At 72.6% G+C, this 19,212-nt stretch carries 15 protein-coding genes; 11 read left to right on the top strand and 4 right to left on the bottom strand.

All coding sequences use genetic code 11. The features are described from left to right. Positions 1–24 precede the first annotated feature (24 nt). Positions 25–1,218: a glycoside hydrolase family 6 protein gene (locus CW362_RS18240; RefSeq protein ID WP_103550556.1), complete on the top strand. Its 1,194-nt coding sequence runs from the start codon at positions 25–27 to the stop codon at positions 1,216–1,218. A gap of 119 nt (positions 1,219–1,337) precedes the next feature. Here the strand turns inward: CW362_RS18240 and CW362_RS18245 are convergent, their stop codons facing one another. Then, positions 1,338–1,778: an SRPBCC family protein gene (locus CW362_RS18245; protein ID WP_103550582.1), complete on the bottom strand. Its 441-nt coding sequence runs from the start codon at positions 1,776–1,778 to the stop codon at positions 1,338–1,340. Between the two features lie 223 nt (positions 1,779–2,001). Between CW362_RS18245 and CW362_RS18250 the strand changes: the two genes are divergently transcribed. Further along, positions 2,002–3,246, top strand: coding sequence for a cytochrome P450 family protein (locus tag CW362_RS18250; protein ID WP_103550557.1), 1,245 nt, complete (start codon positions 2,002–2,004; stop codon positions 3,244–3,246). Positions 3,247–3,274: 28 nt separating this feature from the next. Here the strand turns inward: CW362_RS18250 and CW362_RS18255 are convergent, their stop codons facing one another. Continuing rightward, positions 3,275–4,660 carry a diacylglycerol/lipid kinase family protein gene (locus CW362_RS18255; protein WP_103550558.1) on the bottom strand — a complete coding sequence of 462 codons (1,386 nt, stop codon included), beginning with the start codon at positions 4,658–4,660 and terminating at the stop codon, positions 3,275–3,277. A gap of 211 nt (positions 4,661–4,871) precedes the next feature. Continuing rightward, positions 4,872–5,354, bottom strand: a complete 483-nt coding sequence (locus CW362_RS18260; RefSeq protein ID WP_103550559.1) for a winged helix-turn-helix transcriptional regulator — start codon at positions 5,352–5,354, stop codon at positions 4,872–4,874. Positions 5,355–5,455: 101 nt separating this feature from the next. On the opposite strand from CW362_RS18260, the gene CW362_RS18265 reads away from it, so the two are divergent. The 6 genes from CW362_RS18265 (at position 5,456) to CW362_RS18290 (ending at position 11,894) form a co-directional block, all read left to right on the top strand. Next, complete coding sequence (locus CW362_RS18265; RefSeq protein ID WP_103550560.1) at positions 5,456–5,941, top strand: PaaI family thioesterase; 486 nt, start codon at positions 5,456–5,458, stop codon at positions 5,939–5,941. Positions 5,942–6,042: 101 nt separating this feature from the next. After that, entirely contained in the window at positions 6,043–6,684 is a 642-nt protein-coding gene (locus CW362_RS18270) for a DUF1345 domain-containing protein (protein WP_103550561.1), read from the top strand. A 117-nt stretch (positions 6,685–6,801) separates the two neighbouring features. Beyond that, positions 6,802–7,839: a Dyp-type peroxidase gene (locus CW362_RS18275; protein WP_103550562.1), complete on the top strand. Its 1,038-nt coding sequence runs from the start codon at positions 6,802–6,804 to the stop codon at positions 7,837–7,839. After that, complete coding sequence (locus CW362_RS18280) at positions 7,836–8,714, top strand: family 1 encapsulin nanocompartment shell protein (RefSeq protein ID WP_103550563.1); 879 nt, start codon at positions 7,836–7,838, stop codon at positions 8,712–8,714. Before CW362_RS18275 ends, CW362_RS18280 begins: the two co-directional genes overlap by 4 nt. A gap of 232 nt (positions 8,715–8,946) precedes the next feature. After that, complete coding sequence (locus tag CW362_RS18285) at positions 8,947–11,469, top strand: ATP-dependent Clp protease ATP-binding subunit (protein ID WP_103550564.1); 2,523 nt, start codon at positions 8,947–8,949, stop codon at positions 11,467–11,469. A 146-nt stretch (positions 11,470–11,615) separates the two neighbouring features. Next, complete coding sequence (locus tag CW362_RS18290; RefSeq protein ID WP_103550565.1) at positions 11,616–11,894, top strand: hypothetical protein; 279 nt, start codon at positions 11,616–11,618, stop codon at positions 11,892–11,894. 66 nt (positions 11,895–11,960) lie between these two features. On the opposite strand, the gene CW362_RS18295 is transcribed toward CW362_RS18290, so the two are convergent. Further along, entirely contained in the window at positions 11,961–12,425 is a 465-nt protein-coding gene (locus CW362_RS18295; protein ID WP_103550566.1) for a GreA/GreB family elongation factor, read from the bottom strand. Between the two features lie 165 nt (positions 12,426–12,590). Here CW362_RS18295 and CW362_RS45850 point away from each other — a divergent pair, with 165 nt between their 5' ends. From CW362_RS45850 to CW362_RS18305, 3 genes are all read left to right on the top strand, one after another. Continuing rightward, complete coding sequence (locus CW362_RS45850; protein WP_466330927.1) at positions 12,591–12,668, top strand: hypothetical protein; 78 nt, start codon at positions 12,591–12,593, stop codon at positions 12,666–12,668. 1,568 nt (positions 12,669–14,236) lie between these two features. Beyond that, the gene (locus tag CW362_RS18300; protein WP_103550583.1) at positions 14,237–15,526 is read left to right on the top strand and encodes an MFS transporter; all 1,290 of its coding nucleotides are present in this window, start codon (positions 14,237–14,239) and stop codon (positions 15,524–15,526) included. Further along, a complete protein-coding gene (locus CW362_RS18305) occupies positions 15,504–19,205 on the top strand; it encodes an amino acid adenylation domain-containing protein (RefSeq protein WP_240657854.1) in 3,702 nt (1,233 codons plus the stop codon). Before CW362_RS18300 ends, CW362_RS18305 begins: the two co-directional genes overlap by 23 nt. The last annotated feature ends 7 nt before the right edge of the window (positions 19,206–19,212 follow it).

Here is a 19,212-nt window from a genome sequence, read left to right on the forward strand (position 1 = left end):
GTTGCGACCCCGGAGTGAACCGGTATGAGACGACGCATCCCCACCTGGCTCGCCGCCCTGTCCGTCGGACTGGCGGCCCTGTCCGCCGTACCGCCGGCACACGCCGCCGGGTCCGCGCACACCGCCGGAGCCGCCGGCCGCGGACCGGCGCTGTACGTCCCCGACGCCAATCCGGCGGCGTACCGGCAGGCCCTCGATCTGGCCCGCGCGGGCCGGCTGCGCGACGCGGCGGCCGTCGTGGCGATGGTGAACACCCCGCAGGCCGTCTGGTTCGGTGACCAGACCCCGGCCGAGGTGGAGAAGGAGGTCCGCGCGGTGGTGCGCGACGCGGGCCGCGACGGCGCGGTCCCCGCGCTGGCGCTGTACGACATCCCCGGCCGGGACTGCTCCAACTACTCGGCGGGCGGCGCCGCGGACACCGCCCAGTACCAGGCGTGGATCGACGCCGTGGCGCGCGGGATCGGGCGCGGCGACGCGATCGTCACCCTGGAGCCGGACGCCCTCGCCCTGCTGCCCTCCGACTGCGGCCAGGACGACGCGCAGGGCACGAAGACCGCCGCGCGCTACACCGAGGTCAACTACGCGGTCGACGCCCTGGAGCCGCTGCCCGGGACACGCGTCTATCTCGACACCGGCCACCCGGGCTGGCACTCCGTCAACTCCATCGTGCCGCGCCTGATCGAGGGCGGGGTGGCCCGGGCCTCCGGCTTCTACACCAACGCCTCGAACTACAACACCGACGACGCCAACTCCTGGTACGGCAAGCTGATCTCGTCCTGCCTGGCCTACGCCGACGGCGGCGGTGACGTCGCCCAGTGCCCCAACCAGTACTGGTCCCGCGCGGACGCGCAGACCTGGCTCGACGCGCACGTGTCGGTCCCGCCGTCCCGGATGAAGCACTTCGTCACGGACTCCAGCCGCAACGGCCGGGGCACCTGGACCCCGCCGCCGGGCAAGTACAGCGACGCGCAGGACTGGTGCAACCCGCCGGGCCGGGGCCTCGGCGCCCGTCCCACGCTGCGCACCGGCGACCCGCTCCAGGACGCCCGGTTGTGGATCAAGACGCCCGGCGAGTCGGACGGGCTCTGTCTGCGCGGAACCGCGGGCCCCGAGGACCCCGAGCGCGGCACGGTCGACCCGAAGGCGGGGGACTGGTTCCCGCAACAGGCCCTGGAGCTGGCCCAGTTGGCCGAACCGCCGCTTCTCCCCGGCAGCTGACCGGAAGCTTCTCCCCGGGAGCCGGCCCGCCGCGAGACCGGTCCCCCGGGGCCGGTCTTCCCGGGCCGGTCTCCCGGGCCCGTCCCTCCGAGGGGTGCCCCCCGGAGGGACGGGCCCGCTCACCCCCGCTCCAGCAGTCCGTCCATCGCCCGCCCGAACATCCACCGTGCCGACCGGCCCAGCAGCCGGTCGGTGAACCCGGGCAGCCCGCGCACGCTCAGATCCTCCCGCCAGACCACCCGTGAACCGCCGCCGTCCACCGGGTGCACCTCGAACTCGGCCCAGCCCGTGACGAACGTGCCGCGCTTGACCAGCCGGCACGTTCCCGGGCCCCCGCCGTCCGGCGGGCGCCAGTCGACGACCTCCATCGGATCGTCGAACGCGAGCGGTCCGAGCCCCGACCGCGCCACGAAGACCGTCCCCTCCCGCGTCGGCGCCGGCGTGCGCACGGTGACCCGGGTCAGCGGGACGACGTCCGCGTGCCGGGGCCAGTCGGTCAGCCGCCGCCAGCTCTCGGCGACGGGGTGCCGGGACACGCGTTCCAGGGTGAAGAGGACCACGGCGTGATCGTAGGCGCCCGAAGGCCCCGGAGCGGGGACGGACTCTCCCGTGCCCGGCCGGTCCTCCATCAACACCCCATTGGAGTAAGGGCGTTGATGGCGGGCGACACGCATCGAGCCGCTCCCCGGGCCGGACGTCCCCGCGTTACGATGCGGCCGGACGTGATCGACGATCGCCCGAGACGCCGCGCCCTGACCGCCCCCTCCCGCGACAGGAGTCCACGTGCCGGACCAGCCCTTCGTCCTCGACTCCGCAGGTGCCGACATCCACGGGGAGGCCGAGCGGTTACGCGGCCCGCGCCGGACCCCCGAGGGCACGCGAGACGCCCCCGCCGCCGCCCTCGTCGAACTCCCCGGCGGGATAACGGCCTGGTTCCCGACCCGGTACGAGACGCTCAAGCGGCTCCTCGCCGACGACCGGGTCTCCAAGGACCCCGACCGGCACTGGCCCGCCTGGATCGACGGCGCCCACCACGAGAGCTGGGTCGCCCTCTGGGTCGGCGTCACCAACATGTTCACCGCCTACGGCGCGGACCACCGCAGGCTGCGCAAGCTCGTCTCCCCCGCGTTCACCAAGCGGCGCACGGACGCGCTGCGGCCCCGGATCGAGGAGATCGCGGCCGAGCTGCTGGACCGCATGGCCGAGGCGCCCGAGCACCGGGCCGACCTGCGTTCCGCCTACGCGCACCCGCTGCCGATGCGGGTGATCTGCGAGCTCTTCGGCCTCCCGGAGGAGCAGCGCGCCGACGTCGCGCGTCTCATCGAGGCGAACATGGACACCACCCTCACCCCCGAGCGGGCCATGGCCACCTACCGGGAGATACACGAACTGCTCGCCCGGCTCGTGGAGGCGAAGCGGGAGCGGCCCGGCGACGACATGACGACCGCGCTCATCGCGGCCCGTGACGAGGAGGGGTCCCAGCTCGCCGAGGCCGAGCTGATCGACACCCTGCTCCTGGTCATCGGCGCGGGCCACGAGACGACCGTGAACCTCATCGGCAACGCGGTCCACGCCCTGCTCGCCCACCCCGACCAGCTCGCCCGCGTGCTCGCCGGAGAGGTGCCGTGGAGCGAGGTCATCGAGGAGACCCTGCGCTGGGCCCCCTCGATCGCCAGCCTCCCGCTGCGTTACGCCGTCGAGGACATCGAGCTCGCCGACGGGACCCTGATCCCGCGCGGCGACGCGATCCTGGCGACGTACGCGGCGGCGGGCCGGGACCCGTGGCGGCACGGCGAGAGCGCGGACCGCTTCGACATCGGCCGCCCGGACAAGGAACACCTGGCCTTCGGTCACGGCGTCCACTACTGCATCGGCGCGCCGCTGGCCCGGCTGGAGGCGTCCATCGCGCTCCCGGCCCTCTTCGAGCGCTTCCCCGCTCTGAGCGAGGACACCTCGCGGGACCCCGCGCGCCTCGCCGAGTCCTTCATCGGCCACGGCTACCGGACCCTGCCCGTGCGCTGGAACTGACGGTCCGCGGGGCACCCCCGCCCGGTGCTCACGGGGTGCCGGACCGTTCCTCCGGTCGCTGCTCCCGTCCCGGTCCGCGGCCGGGGCGGTGCACACCGGCCGTGCGGCTCACGAGCAGCGCCATGGCCACCAGCCGGCGCCAGTCCAGGGCGGGCTGGACCGCGGGGACGCCCGGACGGTCCTTCGGGACGCGCACGCGCAGCGCGCCCGGTTCGACACGGCACCGCACCGGGGTGGGCAGCACCATGGCCTCGCCGTCGATGCCTGCCTCCAGTTCGCCGCCGTCGGCGGTCACGACCACCTCGCGCGCGGTGAGGACCGCCAGGCCCTGGGGCGCCGGGGCGAGCAGCAGTGCGGCGGCCTCGACCGCGCTGTCCACCTTGACGCCGAGGACGCCGAGCAGCCCCGAGTCCAGCCGCTCGCGCCGGCCGAGCCCCGCCGGATCGTTCGTGCGGTAGGGGTTGTTGCTCACCAGCACCGCCTGCGGCGCCTCGAGCGTCGTGCCGGCCGCGTGGGCGGTCAGCACGGGCCCCCGTTCACGGGTGAGCAGGTCCGGGAGGAGTTCCAGGATCGTGCCGATCTTGTCGTCCCGGTAGGCGGGATCCTGGACGACCGCCGCGTACGCGCCGAACGAGGCGTTGTTGACGAACGGGTGCTCCCCGGCGAAGCCGAGGTCCACCCGCAGTTCGACCCCGTCCGTCAGCGCGTCGAGGCAGGTGGAGGGGTCGTCGCGGTCGAGACCGAGGTCCATGGCGAAGTGGTTGCGGGTGCCGGCCGAGACGACGAGGAACGGCAGGCCGTGTTCGGCGGCGACGGCCGCGACGAGCGCCTGCGTCCCGTCCCCGCCCGCGACGCCCAGCAGGTCCGCCCCGTCCGCGACCGCCCGCCGGGCCAGCTCGGTGACGTCCTGGTGCTGCTCCGGGTCGAGGAGCACGACGCGGGCACCGAGCCGCTCGGCCTTCTCCACGAGACCGAACCGCTCCACCTTGCCGCCGCCGGACCGGGGGTTCATGAGGACGAACGGCTTCCGCGGCGGCGGGGCGCGGTGCTCCCTCATGGGCCTGCTCCGGCCGCGGGCGCTGCGCAGCGCGTAACGGCCGCACCACACGGCGACGATCCACAGCAGGGGGGACAGCAGCAGGGTCCACAGCAGCGTGACCGCGAGGACCACGACGGCGGCGAGGGGGAGGAGCACCGCGAGCAGCCCCGCGATCCAGCGCACCGGGCCGCGCCGGGTCAGCGCCCACCACAGTGCCGCCGCCGCGACGGCCATGGCGGCGAGAGCGGCCAGCAGGAGCAGGAAGCCGCGTACGCCTCCGAAGGCGAGCGGCAGCGCCACGGCGAGCGCCGCCGATGCCAGCGACGCCCTCGCCGCCCACCGCTCGCGGGCCGGCGGCCCCGTCTGCGTGCTCATCGTTCCTCCACCGGTCGGTCCGTCCGGCACCGCGGCCGCCGTCGGAGGAGGACGCCGTCGTGCCGGTCACGCGAACCAGATGCCCGGGCGCCGGACGTCCATGTCCGACGTGCCGGGACGGCCCGTACGGAGTCACGCTGTCACGAGCCGGGCTCCGGCACCACGAGACGGAGGGCGTCCCGGCCCGTTTCCTGCCGCGGCACCCCGGTGGTCACCGCCCGTCGGCGGGATCCGTCCGCCGTGCGGACGGTCCGGGGCGGGTGCGTGCCTCCGGCGGGATCAGCGTCCCGTGCCCGGCTCCGCACACGACCACCGCGCTCACCTGCTCGCCGCAGTCCGCGTGCACGACCTCCAGCGGCGGTCCCTCGGGGTCCGCCGTGTAGCGGTCGCCCCACTGCTTGAGGGCGATCATGACGGGCCACAGTTCCCAGCCCTTGCGGGTGAGCCGGTACTCGTGCCGGGTGCGGCTGCCGGGCTCGCTGTACGGAACGGTGTCCAGGATCCCGGCGGCGACCAGCTTCCGCAGCCGGTCCGCCAGCACGCTCTCGGAGAGCCCGACGTGCCGCCGGAAGTCGTCGAAGCGCCGCACGCCGTTCATCGCGTCCCGCAGGACCAGCATCGACCACTTCTCGCCGATCAGGTCGAGCGTCCGCTGGACCGTGCAGTTCTCGGTATTCGTGTCGAGCCACGTCATGGGCCCCATCGTAGGCTGGCTGTGAGATTGACAGCCAGCCGTCCCGCTGGCTAGCTTCGGAAAACATAGTCAGGTGGCCGAGGCGGGAGAGTGACGGAACCATGGGCAGGTCTCGTACGTACGACTGGGAGGACCCGGCCGTCTCCGCGGACGCCGTCGCCCGGTACAGCGGCCTCGACTTCCTCCGCGAGATGCAGGCCGGCCGGCTCCCCGCGCCGCCGGTCTCCGCGACCCTCGGCATGACCCTCGAGGAGGTCGAGCACGGCCGGGTGGTCTTCGCCCTGGTGCCGGGGGAGGAGCACTACAACCCGATCGGAAGCGTCCACGGAGGCATCTACGCCACCCTGCTGGACTCCGCCGCGGGCTGCGCGGTGCAGTCCGTGCTGCCCCGGGGCACCGGGTACACCTCGCTCGACCTGAACGTGAAGTTCCTGCGGCCGGTCACCGTGGACACCGGCAGGGTCCGCGCGGTCGGCACCGTCCTCAACAGCGGCCGTCGTACGGCCCTGGCCCAGGCGGAACTCTTCGACGGGGCCGGCCGGCTGCTCGCCCACACCACCAGCAGCTGCCTGCTGTTCCCCGTCTGACCCGCCGGAGCCGGGGCGACGCCGGGTGGGGCGGCCGTCCCGGATCCCCGCGGCGGGTTCCGCCGGGCCGGCCCGTGGTCCCGGGGATACCGTGACGGCGTATGAGGACCAGCCTGCCGGGACTGCCCCTGGACGTCGTGCCGCGCATGGTCGTCGCGGTGGGTCTCGGAGCCCTGACCGGCGCGGTCGTCGGCCTCGCGAGCGGCCTCCTCCTGGGGCTGCTGGCCGGGACCGCCGCGACGGAACTGTTCTTCGTCCTGGCGGGCTGGGCGGTGCTGTGGCCGATGACGGCCGCGGCCACCCGCGCCAACGCGCGGCGCGAGGACCTGCGCCCCCTGACCGACGAACTCGTGGTCGTCGCGGTCGCCCTGTGCGGACTGTGCGCCATCGTGCTGATGCTCCTGAACGGCCGCTCCCGCCACGGCGACGCCGTCGCCCTGACCGCCCTGTGCGGGGTGTTCATGGCCTGGGCCGCCCTGCACCTGATGTACGCCACCCGCTACGCCTGCGTGTACTACGAGGCGGACGGCGGCATCGACTTCAACACGGACGACCCGCCGGCGTACCGCGACTTCTTCTACTTCAGTCACAACCTCGGGATGACCTACCAGGTGTCCGACACCGGTGTCTCGAGCTCGCGGATCCGCACGATCGTGCTGAGGCACTGCCTCCTGTCGTACGTGTTCGGCACCAGCATCCTCGCCACGGCCGTCAACTTCGTCGTGGGACTCGTGAAGCACTGACGGCGCCGGGACGCGCCCGGTTCTGGTGCGGTTCGCCCCGGGACGAAGCAGGATGGGAGGAGGAACCGACCGGTCCGTGCGCGACGGACACCTCCGCGTCCCCGAGGAGGACGACCCTTGGCCGAGCCACAGGCCGTGATCTCCCGACCGGCCGGGGCCACCGTGTTCCTCGTGGCCACCGTCACCCCGGGGCACGAGGACACGGTCCGCGGTCTGCTGGAGGACGTCTCCGGGCTGCGCCGTTCCGTCTCCTTCCGGGCCCCCGACGGCGAACTCGGCTGTGTCGTCGGCATCGGATCGGCGGCCTGGGACCGGCTGTTCAGCGGACCGCGCCCCCAGGAGCTGCACCCGTTCGTGGAGTTGGCGGGCAGACGGCACCGGGCCCCGTCCACGCCGGGGGACCTCCTGTTCCACCTCCGGGCCCGCCGCACGGACCTCTGCTTCGAACTCGCCCGGCTGATCATGGAGCGGCTGGACGGCGCGGTCACGGTCGTCGACGAGGTCCACGGCTTCAAGTACTTCGACGAACGCGACCTGCTCGGCTTCGTCGACGGCACGGAGAACCCCGAGGGCCAGGAGGCCGTCGACGCCGTGCTCGTCGGCGCCGAGGACCCGGCCTTCGCGGGCGGCAGCTACGTGATCGTCCAGAAGTACCTGCACGACCTGCGGACCTGGAACGCGCTGCCGTCGGAGGAGCAGGAGCGGGTCATCGGGCGCACGAAGCTCGCCAACACCGAACTCCCCGACGACGTCAAACCGGCCGACTCCCACGTCGCGCTCAACACCGTCACCGACGAGGACGGCGACGAACGCAAGATCGTGCGGGAGAACATGCCGTTCGGCAGCCCGGGCGGGAACGAGTTCGGCACCTTCTTCATCGGCTACGCCCGCACCCCCGAGGTGACCGAGCAGATGCTGCGCAACATGTTCCTCGGGGACGGCCGGGCCCCGCACGACCGCATCCTCGACTTCTCGACCGCGATCACCGGATGCCTCTTCCACGTGCCGGCCGCCGGCTTCCTCGACGACCTTCCCGCGGCCCCGGGCGAGCGGGAGGCGGACGAGCCCGCGGCGGACCTCCCCGCCGCGGGCGGCGAGCGGGCCCCGGCGGACGGCTCCCTGGGGATCGGCAGCCTCAAAGGAGCCCGAACATGACGACCACCCCCGAGGACACCGCCGCCGGAGCTGCCGGGACCGGCAACCTGCACCGTGAACTCGCCCCCGTCACGCCCGCCGCGTGGGCCGAGATCGAGGACGAGGCGCGCCGGACCTTCCGGCGCAACCTCGCCGGCCGCCGTGTCGTGGACGTCACGGGCCCCGACGGTCCCGCGCTCGCCGCCGTGGGGACCGGTCACCTGTCCCGCATCGACGGGCCGTCGCCCGGTGTCGCGGCCCGGCTGCGCCAGGTCCAGCCCCTGGTCGAGCTGACGGTGCCGTTCCGGGTGAGCCGCGACGCCGTCGACGACGTGGACCGGGGTGCCAAGGACTCCGACTGGCAGCCGGTCAAGGACGCGGCGCGCACCATGGCGTTCGCCGAGGACCGGACCGTCTTCGACGGATACGCAGAGGCCCGTGTCGACGGTCTCCGCGCCCGCACCTCCAACCCCGTGCTCAGCCTTCCCGCGGAGCCGCGCGACTTCCCGGACGCCGTCAGCCGTGCCCTGAGCACCCTCCGGCTGGCCGGGGTGCAGGGCCCGTACGCGCTGCTGCTGGGCGCGGAGGCGTACACGGCGGTCAGCGAGACCTCCGACCACGGCTACCCCGTCGCCGCCCACCTCGGCCGGCTGCTCGACGGCCGGCTGATCTGGGCGCCCGCCGTGGAGGGCGCCTTCCTGCTCACCACCCGGGGCGGCGACTACGAACTGCGCCTCGGCGAGGATCTCGCCATCGGTTACACCGCCCACGACGCCACCGGCATCGACCTGTACTTCCGCCAGACCCTGACGTTCCTCGTCCACACGGACGAGGCCGTGGTGGCGCTCGACCCGTGGACCGGTACGGACGGGGAAAGGGACGGGGACACGGTCTGACCTCGCCCGGCGCGCGGGCGTTCCCCGGCGGTCCGTGCTCCGCCCGGGTCCGCCGGCCGGACCGTATCCGTTTTCCGGCCTCCGCCAACGTCTCCTGCCTTTTGGCGAGTTCTTTCTTCCTCGGGGGAAAACCGCAGGCCAGGGCCGTTGCGGCGGGTATGTCCGCTCCGGTTGCGGAGCAATAGGCGCCGCGAAATGGTGGAAGGACCCATCGCCGCACCGGGAGCTGTCCATGTCGATGTCGTCGTACGGATTCGGCTCGTCCGATCCCTTCGGTGAACTGCTGAACCGCTTCTTCGGGATGTCGCCCGCGTCCTCCCCGCCGGCGGTGCAGCGGGTGCCCGTCGGACGACTGCTGACGGAGTCCTCGCGGGAACTCCTGAACCTGGCCGCGCAGCGGGCCCAGCAGGACGGGACGCCGGACCTCGACACGGAACACCTGCTGTGGGCCGCCACGAAGGTGGAACCCTCGCGCTCGCTGCTGGCCCGCGCGGAGCTGGACCCCGACGCCCTCGCGGTCCAGCTGGCCGAGGTCCTTCCCCGGGAGAGCAGCGAACCGTCCTCCGAGCCCGGTCTGACCCCGGCGGCCAAGCGCACCCTCGCCGCCGCGTACGCCCGCTCGCAGGCGGCCGGGGTGTCCTACATCGGACCCGAGCACATCCTCGCCGCCCTGCTCGGCGACGCCGACACCGGCGCCGCCCGGTTGCTGCGCGCCGACGGACAGGACGCGCAGAAGCTCGCCGGCCTCACGGAGCGGACGGCACGTCCCGAAAACCGCCAGGCCGAGCCCGACAAGCCCGCCACGACCCTCGACGAGTTCGGCCGGGACCTCACCGAGGAGGCGAAGGCCGGCCGGCTCGACCCGGTCGTCGGGCGCGCCGAGCAGATCGAGCAGACCATCGAGATCCTCTCGCGGCGCTCCAAGAACAACCCCGTGCTCATCGGCGAGCCGGGCGTCGGCAAGACGGCGATCGTCGAAGGGCTCGCGCAGCGCATCGTCTCCGGTGACGTCCCGGACACCCTCAAGGGCAAGCGCGTCGTCTCGCTCGACCTGTCCGGCATGGTGGCGGGAGCCCAGTACCGCGGACAGTTCGAGGAGCGGCTGAAGAAGGTCATCGAGGACGTCCGGGCCTCGGAGGGGGAGATCGTCCTCTTCATCGACGAACTGCACACGGTCGTCGGCGCGGGCGCCACGGGCGAGGGCTCCATGGACGCGGGCAACATGCTCAAACCCGCGCTGGCCCGCGGGGAACTGCACGTGGTCGGCGCGACGACCATCGACGAGTACCGCAAGTACGTCGAGAAGGACGCCGCCCTCGAACGGCGCTTCCAGCCGGTGATGGTGCCGGAGCCGTCGGTCGAGGAGACCGTGCAGATCCTGGAGGGGCTGCGGGACGCCTACGAGGCGCACCACCAGGTCCGCTTCGCCGACGGCGCACTGGCCGCCGCGGCCGAACTGTCCGACCGCTACGTCAGCGACCGGTTCCTGCCCGACAAGGCGATCGACGTGATGGACCAGGCGGGCGCCCGGGTGCGGCTGCGCGGCGCCGTCCGCTCGACCGAGGTCGCCGAACGCGAGGACCGCGTCGCGAAACTGCGCCGTGAGCGCGACCAGGCCGTGGCCGCCGAGGACTTCGAGCGCGCGGGACAGCTCAAGGGACGGATCGCCGAGGCGGAGGGCGAGCTCGCGGGCATCGAGGAGCGGCGCGCCGGTGTCGTCTCCGTGACCGCCCGTGACATCGCGGACGTCGTCTCCCGGCGCACCGGCATCCCGGTGTCCCAACTCACCGCCAGCGAGAAGGAGAAGCTCCTGAGGCTGGAGGACGAGATGCACTCCCGGATCGTCGGCCAGGACGAAGCGGTCACCGCCGTCTCGCAGGCCGTGCGGCGCAACCGGGCGGGCATGGGCGATCCGAACCGCCCCGTGGGCTCCTTCCTCTTCCTCGGCCCCACCGGCGTGGGGAAGACGGAGCTGGCCAAGACCCTCGCCGAGCAGCTGTTCGGCGACGAGAGCCGCATGGTCCGCTTCGACATGAGCGAGTTCCAGGAGAAGCACACGGTCGCCCGTCTCGTCGGCGCGCCTCCGGGATACGTCGGGTACGACGAGGCGGGGCAGTTGACGGAGAAGGTCCGCAGACAGCCGTACAGCGTCGTCCTGTTCGACGAGGTGGAGAAGGCGCACCCCGATGTCTTCAACACGCTGCTCCAGATCCTCGACGACGGACGCCTGACGGACGGCCAGGGCCGCACCGTCGACTTCCGGCACTGCGTCGTGATCATGACGTCCAACATCGGCGCGCACCGGATCCTGGACCACAAGGGCGACGTGTCCGATCTCAAGGACGCGTTGATGGGCGAGCTGCGGACCCGGTTCCTGCCCGAGTTCCTCAACCGCATCGACGACATCATCATCTTCCACGGCCTGAAGGAGGACGACCTGGCGCGGATCGTCGAGCACCTCCTCGGACGGAGCGAACGCCGGGTGCACGCGCAGGGCATGAAGCTGGAGGTGACGGATGCGGCCAGGAAACTGCTGGTCGCCCATGGGCATCAACCGGAGTTCGGTGCCCGCCCGTTGCGGCGCACGATCCAGACGGAACTCGACAACGGCATCGCGGAGCTCCTGCTCGGCGGTGAGGCGGAACCCGGCGACACGATCGTCGCCGACGACCGGGACGGTTCCGTGCACTGCACCGTGCGCAAGAGCGTCCCGGGCGACGGCGTCGCGGACGACGGCGCCGAGGCGGCGTGGTGAGGCGGAGAGCCCGGCGAGGCGGAGAACCCGCCGACGACCCGCGGAACGAGTGATCAACGCACGACGAAGGACGGGACGGAGGACTCCTGACACCGAAGACGTACCCGGGCGCGCGAACGCCGGGTAGTGGTTTGAGGAGGCTGCGCATGACGCACCACAAGTCCAACCGGGCTGTCGAAGGAGATCCGGAGCACGCCCACAACAGGGGCATGCCCCTGCGGTACGACGACGACGAACTCCACGCGCGCACGGTCCGCGCGCGGCGCGAGGCCGGTCTGCTCGGCGGCCCCATGGAGGACCCCGAAGCCGATTACCGGCGAGAGCGCGTGGAGATCGATCTGGAGGTGGGTGCGGGCCGGATCCCGACGGGCAACTTCACCCGGCGGACCCGGGATCCCTATCCGCCCTCCAGTTACGGGGACTGAACTCACCGCGGGGAAGGGGTGGTTGGACCCCGGGACGCGGGTCCGGCGGGCCGGTGCCGACAGGCGCTACCGGCCCAGGGAGACCACGACCGCGCTCCGGGGTCCCTCGGGTGCCCGGAAACTCACGGTGTCTCCCGTCCGGTGCCCGAGGAGGGCGCGTCCGAACGGACTGTCGGCCGTGACGAGCGTCCGGTCCAGCGCCGCGGCGCCCTCACCGATCTGAACGGTGTCCGTCGTGCCGTCCGAGAACCGGACGGTGACCGTGCTGCCCACGCCGACCGTGTCGGTGGGCGGCGGACCCGCCACGTCCGCCCCCGCGAGCCGCGTGGTGATCCGGGAGATCCGGTCGTCCAGCCGCCGCAGGGCGTCGGCGCGCTGCAACTCGTCCGCGGCGTCGGCCTGGTCGCCCACCTGCGCGTCGGAGTCCCGCAGGGACGCCGCGACCGTTTCGCGTTCGGTGCGGAGGTCGGCGAGTTCCTGCTCCAGTGCCTGCCGGGCAGCCTCGCTGATCGGTGCTGGTTCGCTGGACATGCCTACTCCTCGGTGTGCGGAAGTCGGGTCGGACGGGAGCGTTATCAGCATATCCGTGCGCTTATGTGTACCAACGGGTCGGATCGCGGCGGAATGTGATGTATGGAATCGTGGATCGCCGGAGTTCAGGACGCTTCGCGCCGTCCTGCGAGTGAGGGAGGTCCCATGTCCTCGAAGCGACGCCGGAAGAAGAAGAGCCGCCGCAAGCACGCCGCGAACCACGGACGGCGCCCCCAGTGCTAGGGCCTGTCTGACAATTCGCGTCGGACGGTTCCCGTCCGCCCGGCGGCGTCCGGCGCACCCCCTCGCCGCACCGGCCGGAAGTCCGAGCGCGTTTCGTACGAGGGCTTCCGGCCGGCGTGCCGGGCTGGCGGTGCGCCGGACGGCCGGGTGCCGGGCGGCCGTTCCGGGGAGCGGCCGCCCGTGACGACATGCTCCTCCGCCGTCGTGCGTACCCCCACTGCGCCGATCGGGCCCGGCGCCTTCCCTCGCCCCGAGCGCACGCTCCGGCCCGAACGGCCGCGCGCGACGGTCGCGTCGACCGCTGCCGTCCTCCGCGCGCAGGACCTGCCGGCCGGACGGAACGGCGTCGAGGGCGCGTACCGCTTCGGGAAACGCAAACGCCGTCGCGTGGAAACCCCGGCCGTCGGTCCGGCCCGCGCCCGTGCCATTTCCTCACGCAGGGTGACGATCGGTAGCGCTCCTCACCCGGTCGGCGACCTCGCGTGCGGTCGCGGGCCGTGCCGCGCGTCGGGGTGAAGCGCCGGTCCGCCGGGTGCTCGGCGGCGGTGCGCGTCCATGCTCCGCGCGGACACCGGACACCGATAAACGGACGTCATGCCCGGTGCCGACCGTCGGTTGTCGCGCGCCGCCCCGGCCGCGCCCGTCGGCCGCCGTGCGCCGCCACTCCGTGTTCCCCCGTCGTCGTGCCCCGCCCCTCGCCGCCCGTCGCGGCGTTCCGGGGCGGGAGGGGCGGAGCGCGGCATCGTCACGGAAAAGCACCGGACCGTCCGAGGGGGAAACGTCCGCTTCACCCTTCGCGCACGCGACAACGTGAAGACCGAAGACACCCGGAGGAGCTCGCGGGAGCGATCCCTTCCGCGTGTTTTCCGACAGTGGCGGAGGCCGCCTTTTCGGCCAGGTGCCCCGGGTGTCGAACCGTCGTGACGGATACTCGCGGACACTGTTTCGGCATTGCCCGGCGAGCCGGTTCGACGGGTGTGCGGACCGCGCCGATCGGCAATCAAAATCGGAACTTGACGCGTTGGCCGACCGGTTGTCGCGTGAAAGGCCGACTCTCCCTCTTTCGGGCGGCCGGCGGACTGGAATCGATGCGTGTCCGGGTGCCCGATTTCACCTCGTAGTTCAGTACATGCACCGCCACGGAGGCCTCGGCGGCGACATGTTCCGGCAACAATGGCCAGTTCACGACGGGTGCTCGAGCGGTTCTCGAGAAAAGATCCAGCCAGTTGGAACGTCCCGTAAACCACGCTTGACGCGTCTCGGGAGGGATGTTAGAAAAAGCGACGGAAAACCTGCCGCCTCTGGTAGCGGCAGAAGAGAGGTGGGGGGCACTTCCTGGGGGGACGTGTACGGGGGCTTCCGGCATTCACTGCCGGATCACGCGTGAATGTGCAGCTCAATCATTTTGGCGCCAGTTTCTCTGTTGTTTCTCGGCGTGGTCGTCGAACCCGACGACGGGCCTGAGAGAGGGCGCTTTTCCTTCGCACACCCGAAGCGGTTCTCGGCGTGCTCCGCATGCCGTCCGCTTTCTTTGCCTGCCATTTTCGGCCTACTGAACGGTGTGGAACGTGAAAGCATATTTGGCCATCCTGCGCATCGGTGACTACCGACTGCTCTGGTCGGCCCTCGTCCTGAATCTTCTCGGGGACGGCGCCACCTATGCCGCCCTCGCGTGGATCACGCTGGAGAAGGCGGGGGCCGCCGGGCTCGGCGTCCTCGGCGTGTGTCTCACCCTCCCGGTGATCCTGGGAGGGGCCGTCGTCGGACCGCTGCTCGACCGGTTCTCCCGGCGCAAGCTCTTCATCTACGACTCGGTGTTCCGCGGTTTCGTCGTCGCCCTGATCCCCCTGCTCGCGGCGATGGACGCGCTTCAGACCTGGAACCTGTACGGAGTGGCGCTGATCTACGGGCTGCTCAAGATCATCCCGCTGGCGGGCACCCCCGCCGTGCTGCCCGAGCTGGTCCCCGAGGACAAGCTCCAGGCGGCCTCGGGGCTGGAGTCCACGGCGATGGGCGCCGCCAACGTCGTCGGCCCTGCCATCGGCGCGGGCCTGATCACCGCCTTCGGCGCTCCTTACGTGCTCGTCCTGGACGCCGTGACCTACCTGGTCTTCGCCTTCCTGATCAGCCGCATCAAGGCACCCATGGGCCGGCCCGAACCGGTGGCGGCGTCCGACGCCCAGGAAGCCAGGCCCGGCTGGGCCCCGGTGTTCCGGCTCATCGTGCGCGACCGCTTCCTCCTCGTGCTCACGCTGTCCTTCGGCGCCTTCAACGTCTCGGCGGGCGCACTGATCGTGGCCCTCCCCTGGCTCGCGAAGTTCGAGTTCGACAGCGGCCCCGGCATCCTCGGTCTGATGCTGGCCGTCATGGCGGCGGGCGAGCTCATCGGCTCCCTCGTCTCGGGCGCGGTGAAGACCTCCGAGCGGCAGATGCTCCGCATCGGCGTGTTCCAACTCCTGTCCGGCGCCGTGCTGTTCCTGCTCCTGCCGAGCATGCTGCCGTGGATCCTGCTCGGCCTCGCGCTGAACGGCATCCTCTCCGCGCCGATGACGGTGCTCGGCGGCGTGGTCCGCATGACCCGGGTGCCCAACGCGATGCGCGGCCGGGCCATGACGCTGATGCGCACGGTGATGGCCGGTTCCCTGCCCGCCGGTTCCGCGCTCGGCGGCGTGCTCCTGAGCGGCAGTCACTACGACGGCCTCATCCTGGTGGTCGCCGCACTCGCCGCGGCTCCCGGCGTGCTCACCGTCCTGCTCTTCCGCCGCACCCCGTTCCGGCTGGGGGTGACAGCAGCCGATGACCAGCGTGTCCAGCGGGGCCCCGACCTCGACTCCGATGCCGTCCACGCCACTTCCTGAACCCCGGGCCGGCGAGGACGGTGACGCCGTACTCCTGGTCACCGACCGTCCCCGCACCCGGGAGTCCGCGTCCGGCCCCCTTCGCACCCTGCGCGTTCCGGGCGCGGGCGGACCGACGGCCCTCGCGGCCCTCGCCGTCCTGCTGCACCGGCACACCGGACAGCTCCGCCTGCTCCTCGACATCGGCACGGCCGAGGACGGCGCGGGCTCGCTGACCCTGACCGTGCACCCGGACGAGCCCGTCGCCGCCCTGCTCGCCAGGACGGAGCGGGTACGTCCGCAGGGACCGCCCACCGGTACGGCCGTGCGGTACGCGGACACCCCGGGCCCCGTGCCCGACGGGCCCTGCGAGCTGTTCCTGACGCGCGACGGCGAGGACCTGCTCCTCGGCTACCGCGCCTCGCTCTTCGAGGACGCCACGGCGGCCCGGCTCGCCGATCGACTCCGTCTGATCGGCGACTTTCTGACGAGCCGTCCGACGGCTCGCACCGGGGACGTGGAACTCCTCGCCGAGGGCGAGCTGGACCAGGTCGTCGGCTCCTTCAACGACACCGCGCGCCCCTACCCCGACACGGCCACCATCCACGGCCTGTTCGCGGAGCAGGCCCGGCTGACCCCGGAAGCCGTGGCGCTCGACTGGCGCTCCGAACGGCTGACCTACCGTCAGCTGGATCTGCGGTCGGACGAACTGGCGCGACGCGTCGTGGCCGCCGGGGCGGCCCCCGGCGACCGGGTGGCGCTGCGCACCGGGCGCACCCCCGACTTCGTGGTCGGCGCCCTGGCCGTCCTCAAGGCGGGCTGCGCCTACCTCCCGCTGGAGCCCGACTACCCGGCCGAACGCGCCGCCTGGCTGCTCGCGGACTCCTCCGTGCGCGTCCTGGTCGCGGCCGGCGACCTGCCGACGGACCTGGCGTTCGAGGGGACGGTTCTCGCCCCCGGGCCGGAGGCGGCGGACGAGGACGCCGCTCCCGGCACGGTCGCCGTCCCGGTGGCCGCCCACGACCTCGCCTACGTGTGCTACACCTCGGGCACCACCGGGAAACCCAAGGGCGTCGAGGTCGTCCACCGCAACGTGGTGCGGCTGGTGAAGGGCGCGGACTACGTGCGCTTCGGGCCGGACGTCAGGATCCTGCCCACGGGTTCGATCGTCTTCGACGCGAACACCTTCGAGATGTGGGGCGCCCTGCTCAACGGCGGTTCCCTGCGGCTCGTGGACAGCGACACCGTGCTCGACGCGTCCTTGCTCGGACGGGAGCTGGCCGAGCACCGCATCACCACGATGTGGCTCACCTCGCCCCTGTTCAACCAACTGGTGGAGCAGGACGCGAGCATCTTCCGCCCGCTGCGCGAACTGGTGGTGGGCGGGGACGCCCTGTCGTCCGCGCACATCGGGAAGGTGATGGACGCCTGCCCCGGGGTGACCCTGGTCAACGGCTACGGCCCGACGGAGAACACCACGTTCTCCGTGACGCACCGGCTGGACCGGTCCGACCTCGGACGCATCCCGATCGGGCGCCCGATCGCCAACTCCACCGCGTACGTCCTGGACGAACGGGGGCGCCCGTGCCCGGTCGGGGTGCCCGGCGAGCTCTGCCTCGGCGGAGCCGGGGTCGCCCGGGGCTACCTGGGGCGTCCGGAGCTGACGGCCGAACGCTTCGTGCCCGATCCCTTCGGCCCCGAGGGGGCCCGGCTCTACCGCAGCGGCGACCTCGCGCGCTGGCGGCCCGACGGCGTGATCGAGTTCCTGGGCCGACGCGACTTCCAGGTCAAGGTACGCGGCTTCCGGGTCGAACCCGCCGAGGTGGAGGCGGCCATGCTCGCCCACCCCGACGTGGCCGAGGCCATCGTCGTGGCGCGGTCCCGGCCGGGCAAGGGCGACAAGCACCTGTGCGGCTACTACGCCGGTCCGCGCCCGCCGGAGCCCCGTGACCTGCGGGACCTGCTCGCGGCGGAGCTGCCGGGGCACATGGTCCCGTCGTACCTCGTGCCGCTGCCCGCGCTGCCGCTCAACCACAGCGGCAAGGTGGACAGGTCCAGGCTGCCCGACCCCGACGGCGCGCACCTGCTGTCAGGGGCGGACCACGTCGCTCCCTCGACCGAGGACGAGCGGACGGTGGTCGAGCTCGCCGAACGGGCCCTCGGGATCAGCGGCATCGGCGTCCACCACGACCTGCGGGACCTCGGAGCGGACTCGCTCACGGCGACCCTGATCGCGGTGGGCCTGCAGGAACGTCTCGGCCGGCACTTCCCGGTCAGCGCCGTCCTGCGCGCCGGTACGCCCGCCCGGATCGTGGAACTGCTGCGGGAGGCCGGCTCCGGCCCCGGCCACTCCGTCCCCGCCGCGCCCGAGCGGGAGACCTACCCGCTGACCCCGCAACAGCGCCAGCTCTACTTCGAGCAGGCCAAGGACCCCCGCGCGGTGCACTACAACGTGCCGATCGGCCTCGACCTGCCCGCCGACACGGACCCCGAGCGGCTCGCCCGGGCCCTGTCCGGGCTGGCCGAGTGCCACGAGGCGCTGCGCACCCGCTTCGTCGTCGAGGGCGGCGAGGTACGCCAGCGCGTGGAGCCGGGCATCGACGCCGAGGTGCGGGTGCTGGACGGACCCCCCGGCCCCGTCGAGGAGTTCGTGCGCCCCTTCGACCTGGAGCGCACCCCGCTGTGGCGGGCGGACGTGCACCGCACCCCGACCGGGGTGACACTGCGCATGGACCTGCACCACATCGTGGTGGACGGGTTCTCGCTCGCACCGCTCCTGGAGGATCTGGCCGCACTCTACGCGGGTGGATCCCCCCGGCCGCCGACACCCCGCTACCGGGACTACGCGGTGTGGCTGACCGGCCCGGCCGGGACCGCCCTGCGGGCGGCCCAGCAGCCCCACTGGCAGAAGGTCTTCGCCGAGCCCCTCGACCGGACGGACCTGCCGACGGACACCGCACGGCCCGCCCTGCGCGAACTCGACGGCGACGTGGTCGAGTTCGAGATCGACACCGAACTCACCGCGGGGCTGCGCCGGCTGGCCAGGGAGCACGGGGTCACGCTCTTCGCCGTCCTCGCCTCCGCGTACGGTGTGCTGCTCGCCGCCCTCAAGGGCACCAGGGACGTCACCCTCGGCACGCCCGTCTCGGGCCGCACGGCTCCCGGACTCCACCGTACGGTGGGCATGTTCGCCAACACGGTGGTCCTGCGCGGCACCGCCGAGCCGGACTTGCCCTTCGACGTCTTCCTGCGCCGCTTCGCCGAGGCGGCCGAGGACGCCTTCGCGCACCAGGACTTCCCCTTCGAGGACCTGGTCGCCCAGGCGGCACCGGTGCGCGACTACAGCCGCACCCCGCTCTTCGACGCGCTCGTCGCGCTGCACAGCGGGCGTTACCTCACGGTCGACTTCCAGGGCGCCAGGGTCCCCCTGCGCCTGGAACAGACCGGACAGGCCGTGTTCGACCTCGACCTACAGGTCCACGAGGTCGCCGGCTCGCTGCGCGTGGCCTGGCGGTACGCCTCCGGGCTGCTGCGCCGGGACACCGTCGGCGCCTGGCGGGACGACTTCGTCCGTCTGCTGGACGCGGTCGCCGCCGATCCCTCGGCCACGCTCGGCACCCTCTTGCCCGCACTCGTCCGCGCGCCGGAGACCCCGGCGCCGACGCCCGGCCCCGTTCTCGACCTCGACTTCGACTTCTGACGGTTCA

The organism is Streptomyces populi (genome assembly GCF_002911015.1).
Lineage (GTDB): Bacteria > Actinomycetota > Actinomycetes > Streptomycetales > Streptomycetaceae > Streptomyces > Streptomyces populi.

What these genes read in the sequence shown, in the direction of transcription:
- CW362_RS18290 (WP_103550565.1), top strand. Translation starts at nt 11,616, where the DNA reads ATGACGCACCACAAGTCCAACCGGGCTGTCGAAGGAGATCCGGAGCAC.
- CW362_RS18295 (WP_103550566.1), bottom strand. Translation starts at nt 12,425, where the DNA reads ATGTCCAGCGAACCAGCACCGATCAGCGAGGCTGCCCGGCAGGCACTG.
- CW362_RS18270 (WP_103550561.1), top strand. Translation starts at nt 6,043, where the DNA reads ATGAGGACCAGCCTGCCGGGACTGCCCCTGGACGTCGTGCCGCGCATG.
- CW362_RS18265 (WP_103550560.1), top strand. Translation starts at nt 5,456, where the DNA reads ATGGGCAGGTCTCGTACGTACGACTGGGAGGACCCGGCCGTCTCCGCG.
- CW362_RS18240 (WP_103550556.1), top strand. Translation starts at nt 25, where the DNA reads ATGAGACGACGCATCCCCACCTGGCTCGCCGCCCTGTCCGTCGGACTG.
- CW362_RS18260 (WP_103550559.1), bottom strand. Translation starts at nt 5,354, where the DNA reads ATGACGTGGCTCGACACGAATACCGAGAACTGCACGGTCCAGCGGACG.
- CW362_RS18305 (WP_240657854.1), top strand. Translation starts at nt 15,504, where the DNA reads ATGCCGTCCACGCCACTTCCTGAACCCCGGGCCGGCGAGGACGGTGAC.
- CW362_RS18285 (WP_103550564.1), top strand. Translation starts at nt 8,947, where the DNA reads ATGTCGATGTCGTCGTACGGATTCGGCTCGTCCGATCCCTTCGGTGAA.
- CW362_RS18280 (WP_103550563.1), top strand. Translation starts at nt 7,836, where the DNA reads ATGACGACCACCCCCGAGGACACCGCCGCCGGAGCTGCCGGGACCGGC.
- CW362_RS45850 (WP_466330927.1), top strand. Translation starts at nt 12,591, where the DNA reads ATGTCCTCGAAGCGACGCCGGAAGAAGAAGAGCCGCCGCAAGCACGCC.
- CW362_RS18255 (WP_103550558.1), bottom strand. Translation starts at nt 4,660, where the DNA reads ATGAGCACGCAGACGGGGCCGCCGGCCCGCGAGCGGTGGGCGGCGAGG.